This is a genomic window from Allofournierella massiliensis, from assembly GCF_964241245.1.
GTDB lineage: Bacteria > Bacillota > Clostridia > Oscillospirales > Ruminococcaceae > Allofournierella > Allofournierella massiliensis.
Genome location: NZ_CAXSWZ010000057.1, coordinates 1 through 6,077 on the forward strand (window position 1 = coordinate 1; position 6,077 = coordinate 6,077).

At 60.1% G+C, this 6,077-nt stretch carries 6 protein-coding genes; 1 reads left to right on the top strand and 5 read right to left on the bottom strand.

Translation table 11 applies throughout. The features are described 5' to 3' along the window. Positions 1 to 165: 165 nt before the first annotated feature. The 5 genes from phoU to ACESYO_RS16290 all read right to left on the bottom strand — a co-directional run bounded on the left by phoU (position 166) and on the right by ACESYO_RS16290 (position 4,394). Entirely contained in the window at positions 166 to 819 is a 654-nt protein-coding gene (phoU, locus tag ACESYO_RS16270; RefSeq protein WP_058964009.1) for a phosphate signaling complex protein PhoU, read from the bottom strand. 18 nt (positions 820 to 837) lie between these two features. After that, the gene (gene pstB / locus ACESYO_RS16275; RefSeq protein ID WP_058964008.1) at positions 838 to 1,599 is read right to left on the bottom strand and encodes a phosphate ABC transporter ATP-binding protein PstB; all 762 of its coding nucleotides are present in this window, start codon (positions 1,597 to 1,599) and stop codon (positions 838 to 840) included. 13 nt (positions 1,600 to 1,612) lie between these two features. Continuing rightward, the gene (gene pstA, locus ACESYO_RS16280; RefSeq protein ID WP_242868350.1) at positions 1,613 to 2,464 is read right to left on the bottom strand and encodes a phosphate ABC transporter permease PstA; all 852 of its coding nucleotides are present in this window, start codon (positions 2,462 to 2,464) and stop codon (positions 1,613 to 1,615) included. After that, positions 2,461 to 3,333: a phosphate ABC transporter permease subunit PstC gene (gene pstC / locus ACESYO_RS16285; RefSeq protein ID WP_373210860.1), complete on the bottom strand. Its 873-nt coding sequence runs from the start codon at positions 3,331 to 3,333 to the stop codon at positions 2,461 to 2,463. The genes pstA and pstC overlap by 4 nt, the downstream gene beginning before the upstream one ends. A gap of 173 nt (positions 3,334 to 3,506) precedes the next feature. Then, positions 3,507 to 4,394, bottom strand: coding sequence for a phosphate ABC transporter substrate-binding protein (locus ACESYO_RS16290; protein ID WP_058964234.1), 888 nt, complete (start codon positions 4,392 to 4,394; stop codon positions 3,507 to 3,509). A gap of 489 nt (positions 4,395 to 4,883) precedes the next feature. On the opposite strand from ACESYO_RS16290, the gene ACESYO_RS16295 reads away from it, so the two are divergent. Beyond that, positions 4,884 to 5,951, top strand: coding sequence for a branched-chain amino acid aminotransferase (locus ACESYO_RS16295; protein WP_283128855.1), 1,068 nt, complete (start codon positions 4,884 to 4,886; stop codon positions 5,949 to 5,951). Positions 5,952 to 6,077 lie beyond the last annotated feature (126 nt).

Consider the following 6,077-nt stretch of genomic DNA (forward strand, 5'->3'; position numbering starts at 1 on the left):
AGATAGGCAACCCTTTCGGGGAAGTCTATCTCATTTTTTTCATTTTAGGCTATTTTGCAACAGCCCCTTTTTCGTTTCTTCTCATCGGAAACACACAGAAAAAGCCCCGGCAGAATCCACCGGGGCTTTTTCTGTTTTGTGTATATGCGAAGAAAACGAAAAGGTTTAGTTGTTGACCAGCTGGCCGCTCACGATGTAGACCACCCACTCCGCCAGGTTGGTGGAATGATCGCTCATGCGCTCCAGATACTTGGCGATCATCAGCTGATCCACCCGCTGGCGCACCTCCTCCGGGTGCTTCTGCATCCGGTCGCACAGCTCCTCGCACACCTGCAGGAAGTAGTCGTCCTGCAAATCGTCCTGGCCGATCACGGCGCGGGCCTTGTCCTCGCTGAGCTCCACGAAGGCGGTCACGGTCTCCTTGACCATGGTCTTCATCAGGCAGAACATCTTCTCCATGGGAGCGGGCAGCTCCACGGCGGGCTTGGCCGCCAGCTGCACGATGTATTCGGAAATATCGCTGCAGTGGTCGGCAATGCGCTCCAGATCCGAGATCATGCGCATGATGGAGGCAATGCGCCGCCAGTCACCGGCCACCGGGGTCTGGGTGAGCACCAGCTCCAGGCAGGCTTTCTCGATGTTGCGTTCCATCTGGTCGATGGCTTCGTCGCCGTCGATGATGGCCTGGGCGGTTTTCATGTCCAGCTTCTGCAGGGCCTTCCAGGTCTGGTCGATGGAAGTCTCGATGGTCAGGCCCATCTGCTTCACCGCGTCGTACAGCGCCTGCAGGTCGTTGTTGTAGTTGATGCGTGTCATCATAATATTCAGATTCCTCCCTTAGCCGAACCGACCGGTGATGTATTCTTCCGTCTTGGGGTTCTTGGGGTTGGCAAACAGCTCCTTGGTGGGGCCGTACTCGATCAGAGAGCCCAGCAGGAAGAAGGCGGTCTGGTCAGAAATACGGGCAGCCTGCTGCATGTTGTGGGTAACAATGACCACCGTGTAATCCTTTTTCAGCTCGTCCATCAGATCCTCGATGCGCAGGGTGCTGCCCGGGTCCAGAGCACTGGTGGGCTCATCCATCAGCAGCACGTCCGGCTGCACCGCCAGCGCGCGGGCGATGCACAGGCGCTGCTGCTGGCCGCCGGAAAGGCCCAGCGCGCTCTTCTTCAGCCGGTCCTTCACCTCGTCCCAGATGGCGGCGCCGCGCAGGCTCTTCTCCACCAGCTCGTCCAGCTCCTTCTTGCTGTGGTTGCCGTGCAGGCGGGGGCCGTAGGCCACGTTGTCGTAGATGCTCATGGGGAACGGATTGGGCTTCTGGAACACCATGCCGATGCGGCGGCGCAGGTCGGTCACGTCCACGTCCTTATCCAGAATGTTCTTGCCGTGGAACAGAGCCTCGCCGGTGATGCGCACATTGGGAACCAGATCGTTCATCCGGTTCAGGGTCTTTAAGAAGGTGGACTTGCCGCAGCCGGAGGGACCGATCAGGGCGGTGATCTTCTTTTCAGGGATGGCGATGTCGATGCCCTTCAGCGCCTCGGTCTCGCCGTAATAAAGATGCAGGTCCTTTGCCTGCAGGATCGCGTTTTCGCTCATGTTGGCTGCTCCTTTACTTCTTCTGCTTCATTTTGACCTGTACCAGACGGGTGGCCATGTTGATCAGGAATACCAGAATCAGCAGAATGGCCGCGATGGCAAAGGCCACCTCGAATTCACCGCGCTCGGCGGCGTACATGTACAGCGCGACGGACAGGGTACCGCCGCCCCGGGTGTAGGCTTCAAAAATGTTGGAGGCGATGATAGTGGCGCTGCCCGCGGTGAACAGCAGGGCGGCGCTTTCGCCCACGATGCGGCCCACTGCCAGAATGCATCCGGTGATGATGCCGCTGATGGAGGAGGGCAGCACGATGGTGCGGATCATGTACCACCGGGTGGCGCCCAGACCCAGCGCGCCCTCCCGGTACCCGGCGGGCACGGTTTTCAGGCTTTCCTGGGTGGTGCGGATGATGGTGGGCAGGATCATGATCACCAGCGTCAGGCTGCCGGACAAAAGGCTGGAGCCAAAGCCCAGCATCTGCACGAACACCAGCATGCCCACCAGGCCGTAGATGATGCTGGGGATGCCCGCCAGCGTCTCGGTGGTGAACTCCACCACCTTGATGAAGGTCTTGCTGGTGGCGTACTCGGTCAGGTAGACCGCCGCGCCCACGCCCAGAGGCAGAGCGATGATCAGGGTCAGCAGAATGATGTACAGGGTATTGAGCAGGTTCGGCAGGATGCCGATGGTGTCCTTGATGACACTGGGTTTGGTGGAGAGCAGCTGCCAGGTGATGTTGGGGATGCCCCGCACGAAGATGTAGCCCAGCAGAGCCACCAGAACGGCCACGGTCAGGAAGGCGCTGCCGTAAACCAGCACCTTCAGCACGGTCGCCTTTGCTTTGCGTTTTGCGGAATGGCTCACTGTTTCTCCCCCCGTTTCAAAAAGGTATTGAGCAGCCAGTTGATCAGCATGATGAACACGAACAGCACCAGGCCGATGCTGAACAGGGCCTGCTTCTGCAGGCTGCCGTCTGCGGCATAGCTCATCTCGCTGGCCACGGCGGTGGTCAGGAAACGCACGCTCTTGAACAGGCCGGGCATGTTGGCCACGTTGCCGGCCACCATCATCACGGCCATGGCCTCGCCCACGGCGCGGCCGGCGCCCAGCACAATGCCGGCCGCAATGCCGCTGCGGGCGGCGGGCACGCTCACCTTGAACACGGTCTCGATCCAGGTGGCGCCCAAGCCCAGGCTGGCCTCCTCATACTCCGGCGGAACGGCCCGCAGGGCGGTCTCGCTCACCGAGATGATGTTGGGCAGAACCATGATGGCCAGCACCAGAATGGCGCTGAGCAGGCAGCTGCCGCTCTTCAGATCAAAGGTTTTCATCACAGCGGGCACCAGCACGATCATACCGATCAGGCCGTAAACCACACTGGGGATGCCGGCCAGCAGCTCCACCGCGGGCCGCACCAGAGCGGCCAGCTTCGGGGGGGCCAGCTTTGCCAGGAACACGGCGGTGAGCACGCCCACCGGCACGCCGATGATCAGCGCGCCCAGCATGCCCCACACGCTGGTCAGGATAAAGGGCAGGATGCCGAACTGAGGCTCGGCAGCGGTGGATTTCCAGACGGTACCCAGCAGAAAGTCCACAGGGCCGATCTTGATGATGGCGGGCAGGCCGGCCCACACCATGTAGATGGTGATCAGGGCCACCGCCGCGATGGAGACCATTCCGCAGATGAAGAACACTGCGTTCATGATCCGCTCGATGCTCTGTTTCAGTTTCATAGCGCTTTTCCTCTTCGTTACTCGCTTTGCACACACTGCGGTTTTTTGCCGCAAAAAAGCCGCCGGAACCTGCGTAGATACGTATTTTCCGGCGGCGATGCCTAACAAACTTGCTTCATTTCGCCGGCATGCCGACCTTTGGGGGTGTCAGGCGAAGGCATGTAGCCTTCTTGTTAAACCATGGGTACCGCGCCGGCGGCAGCGATCAGCTCAGCAGCGTCCTCGCTCAGGGCGAAGTCGTAGAAAGCCTGGGCCTGAGCGCTCAGCTCCTCGCCGTCCTTGGTCACGAACACGAAGGGGCGCTGGATCTTGTAGCTGCCGTCCTTCACGGTCTCTTCGCTGGCGGTAACGCCGTCCACGGTGACCATCTTCACGGTGTCGTCAACGCTGGCCAGAGAAACGTAGCCGAAGGCGTTGGGGTTGGCGGCCACACCGGCCAGAACGGCGCCGGTGCTGGTCAGCTCCTGCTCGTAAGCGCACTTGTCTTCCACGCCAACGATGCTCTCGAAGCCGTCGCGGGTGCCGCTGCCGGCCTCACGGCCGATCAGAACAACGGGGGCATCGGGGCCGCCCACTTCGCTCCAGTTGGTGATCTCGCCGGTAGCCAGCTTTGCAATCTGCTCCAGGCTCAGGTCCTCAACGGTGTTCTCGGTGTTCACCACGATGGCGATGCCGTCCAGCGCGAAGGTGGTCTCCTTCAGGCCCTGGGCCTTCTCCTCGTCCTTCAGCGCACGGCTGGACAGGCCGATGTCCAGGGTGCCGTCGGCAGCACCGGTCACGCCGGCGCCGCTGCCGGTGGGATCATAAGTAACGTCCACGCTGGGGTTGGCTTCCATGAAGGCCTCGCCCAGAGCACCGATCACCTTCTCCACGCTGGTGGAACCGCCGGTGGCTACCGCGCCGCTCAGATCGGCGGTGGTCTCTTCGGCAGTGCTGGCGGTGGTGCTGGTGGCAGCGGTGCTGTCGGTGGTGCTGGTGGTAGCGGTGCTCTCAGAGCCGCCGCAGGCTACCAGACCGGCAGCCATAACACATGCAATAGCCATTGCCATAAAACGCTTCATTTTCATTTTGTCTTACTCCCTCTTCTTCTCAATTCATTCCAATGAATCTCATCCGGTCTCCCCGCTCCTGTAAGCGGAGTTTCGGTCTCGCTTGCGCTTCGCTTTCCCGCGAAACTGGTATCATTATACCGCCCGCTTTGCAAAATCCGCCCGCATGGTTCGGTTAGGCTTTTGTTAAACCGCCCAATTTTTTGTAAAGAAATTTTACAAAACCACCAATCCACGCCCGTTCCATCCGGGGGAATGTTAAGTTTATGTTTGTGAGCAATTTCACCGCCTTCAAACCGGCCAGACCCGGAAAAGGCAGTGCTTTCCTTATATATATGGGCCGTTGGCGGCACGTTCCGCTGTTTTATGCTATCGAATCACCCTTTTAAAGCAAAAAAGCCTTGACGGAAGTACCAAACAGGTTCTATAATGGTCACATTATAAAAGCCAATCACAGGCGGCGGCGCATATCCACCGGCCGCAAAAGGGAGGACCTGTTTCATGTTGGAGATCAAAGTAACCAAAACCACCACCCCCAAGGAAAAGCCCGATCAGAACAATCTGGGCTTCGGCACCCATTACACCGACCACATGTTCCGCATGGACTACACCGAGGGCCAGGGCTGGCATTCGCCCCGCATCGAGCCCTATCAGCCCATTTCGCTGGATCCTGCCGCCATGGTGTTCCACTACGCGCAGGAGAGCTTTGAAGGCATGAAGGCCTACCGCACCGCCGAGGGCCAGGTGCAGCTGTTCCGCCCGGAGAAGAACGCCGAGCGCCTGCAGAGCACCCACGAGCGTCTGTGCATCCCCACCATTCCGGTGGAGGACTTTGTGCAGGCCGTGAAGGCTCTGGTGGATGTGGACCGTGACTGGGTGCCCAGCGCCCCCGGCACCAGCCTGTATCTGCGGCCCTTCACCATCGCCACCGAGCCTCATCTGGGTGTAAAGCCCAGCGCCACCTATGAATTCATCGTCATCGCCTCCCCCTCCGGCGCCTACTACGCCGAGGGTCTGGATCCGGTGAAGATCTATGTGGAGGACGAGTATGTGCGCGCCACCCCCGGCGGCACCGGCTTCATCAAGTGCGGCGGCAACTACGCGGCCAGCCTGGCAGGCCAGATGAAGGCCCACGAGCTGGGCTACAGCCAGGTTCTGTGGCTGGACGGCGTGGAGCGCAAGTATGTGGAGGAAGTGGGCAGCATGAACTGCTTCTTCAAGATCGACGGGGTGATCCGCACCGCCCCCACCGTTGGCACCGTGCTGCCCGGCATCACCCGCATGAGCTGCATCGAGCTGCTGCGTGACTGGGGCTACACCGTGGACTGCGACAGCCGCCTGTCCATTCAGGAGGTCATGGAGGCCGCCCACGCCGGCAAGCTGGAAGAGGTGTTCGGCACCGGCACCGCCGCGGTGGTCAGCCCGGTGGGCAAGCTGTACTACGAGGGCGACGAGGTAACCGTGAACGACGGCAACATCGGCCAGGTGACTCAGCGTTTGTACGACACCCTCACCGGCATCCAGTGGGGTGTTCTGCCCGATGAAAAGGGCTGGATCGTGAAGGTCTGATTGCTTCCTTTGCAAGACAAAACAAAAAGGCATCGGGAATTTTCCCGATGCCTTCAGCCTGTCGAAAAAGGCCACCTATCGGTGGTCTTTTTCTCGTATAAGGAAAGGGAATGCGGTATAATGGTG